The sequence below is a fragment of the Bacteroides muris (ex Afrizal et al. 2022) genome (genome assembly GCF_004793475.1).
GTDB lineage: Bacteria > Bacteroidota > Bacteroidia > Bacteroidales > Bacteroidaceae > Bacteroides > Bacteroides muris.
The window spans coordinates 1-2,289 of sequence record NZ_SRYZ01000097.1; the positions used below are offsets into that span (position 1 = coordinate 1).

At 32.9% G+C, this 2,289-nt stretch carries 3 protein-coding genes; all 3 read left to right on the plus strand.

All coding sequences use genetic code 11. The features are described from left to right. Positions 1-78 precede the first annotated feature (78 nt). Genes E5355_RS18920 through E5355_RS18930 form a run of 3 tightly spaced genes read left to right on the plus strand, consistent with a single transcriptional unit; the run spans position 79 to position 2,197 of the window. Entirely contained in the window at positions 79-390 is a 312-nt protein-coding gene (locus E5355_RS18920; protein ID WP_256372015.1) for a DUF1934 domain-containing protein, read from the plus strand. 19 nt (positions 391-409) lie between these two features. Then, positions 410-1,753: an asparagine--tRNA ligase gene (gene asnS, locus E5355_RS18925; protein ID WP_136011538.1), complete on the plus strand. Its 1,344-nt coding sequence runs from the start codon at positions 410-412 to the stop codon at positions 1,751-1,753. An 18-nt stretch (positions 1,754-1,771) separates the two neighbouring features. Then, positions 1,772-2,197, plus strand: a complete 426-nt coding sequence (locus E5355_RS18930) for an RteC domain-containing protein (protein ID WP_246867008.1) — start codon at positions 1,772-1,774, stop codon at positions 2,195-2,197. Positions 2,198-2,289 lie beyond the last annotated feature (92 nt).

Here is a 2,289-nt window from a genome sequence, read left to right on the forward strand (position 1 = left end):
ATATATGCGATATTTACAAATTAAAACTAGCAAGCTGAACTTGCGAAACTTAAATATTCTATTGTTAATGGTCTGCATATTGTTGAATATCGAGAACTATGTAAAGGTGGACATATCATTGAAAACAAATTGGTAATCAGTAATAAATCTGTTTGTTTATACCGAAGTGGGAGTTTGTTCTCTGAAATGTCTTTCATAGAGGGAGAATGTACGGAATCTGATTATATTAATACAGATGGAGAACTCAATGTAAAAATCAAAACATTGTCTTACCATCCTACAATTGGTGATAACAATATTCATATTGAATTGAATTATGACTTATTCATAAATAACCAGTTCCTCTCGAATAACTCCCTTACCATATTTATTAATGAAATGGCATTGTAAACTATAATATTATGACTTTATGAAAATAAGAATAATTGATTTGTTGAAAACAACTACCTATAATATTAATGTAAGCGTAAACGGCTGGGTACGAACGCATAGACAAAGTAAAAACATTAGTTTCATTGCAATAAATGATGGTTCAACTGTTCATAATCTGCAAATTGTGGCTGAACATGAAAAGATAAAAAAAGATTTTCTTAAATTGGTAACTACCGGAAGTGCCATTCGGGTAGATGGTATGTTTGTACTATCTACTGGAAATCAGCAGCATGGAGAAATAATAGCCCAAAATATAGTTTTATATGGCACTGCCGACCCACAGGAATATCCTTTACAAAAGAAAGAACACTCGTTAGATTTTTTGCGGAATATTGCTCATTTGCGGATGCGAACAAATATTTTTGGAGCGATATTTAGAGTTCGTCATAATTTAGCTTTTGCTATACATAAATACTTTCATGAAAAAGGTTTTTTCTATTTTAATACTCCCATAATAACTACATCTGATGCAGAAGGAGCAGGAAAATTGTTTGAAGTAACAACGGGTGATAATCAAGATTTTTTTGGTGTCCCGGCGAATCTAACTGTATCAGGGCAATTGGAGGGTGAACTGGGGGCTTTGGGATTAGGGGCTATTTACACATTCGGACCAACTTTTAGGGCTGAAAACTCGAATACTTATCGACATTTAGCTGAATTTTGGATGGTGGAACCCGAAATGGCGTTTATTGACATCAACGATAACATGGATTTAGCGGAGGACTTCTTGAAATATGTAATTCGCTATGCTATTGAAACGTGTGAAAGTGATTTGATTTTTTTGAATAATACAGTAAATAGTGGTTTAATCGAAAGCTTACATTCAGTAGTAAATAACAAATTTGTTCGATTGCCATATTCACAAGCAATAGAAATATTGAAACAATCAAACAGAGAATTTGAAATTCCAATAGTGCAAGGCATGGATTTAAGCTCTGAACATGAACGTTTTTTAGTTGAAGAATATTTTTGTTGCCCTATCATTGTTACGGACTATCCTAAAGAAATAAAAGCTTTTTATATGAAGTTGAATGAAGACGGTAAAACTGTACGAGCAATGGATATTTTATTTCCACAGATAGGAGAGATAATAGGAGGTTCCGAGCGTGAATCAGATTACCTGAAATTACGCCAGCGAATGGAAGAATTGGGTATGAATATGAAACAATTATGGTGGTATCTTGAAACACGAAAGTTCGGAACTGTTCCTCATGCAGGATTTGGGTTAGGATTTGAAAGATTAGTGTTATTTGTTACAGGAATGTCAAATATTCGTGATGTGATACCATTTCCACGTACACCGAAAAATGCCAATTTTTAAATCTTTTAAGTTTGAACGGTGCAAAAATACATCAATGAAATATTACTTCGCATTAATGAAGAAATGGAATTGCGTGGTATTGATGAGAATGTCAATACAGAAGATGCATTATATATGATAGACGTTATACGTCCATTGTTTGAAAAATTGCGAGAAATGACTATCGCATACGAATTTCAGAGTGAACAAGAAGAAATTCACTTTTTCAAAGAAATAAAGCCAGATATTCTTGGTAGGTACATATTCTTTCATAAAGTTGTTAGAATTGAAATGAAACGTCCTATTGGCAGTGATGATGTACAGAGAGAATATCTTCATAGTCAATTAAATAGTCTGAAATATTTTTTTGACCAAAATCTTGATTTTTACCAGTATTACCGTTCAAGAGCAACGCATTTAGATACTTATTACTTTGTTCGATCATTAGTGTCCCATAAAAAATAGGGACTAGTTAAACATTAAATAAATTTGGCCCATTTGGTCCGAAACGGTCTTTGTCATATTGAAATTTAGTTTTGTCGAAGAGGTCTTTCAAG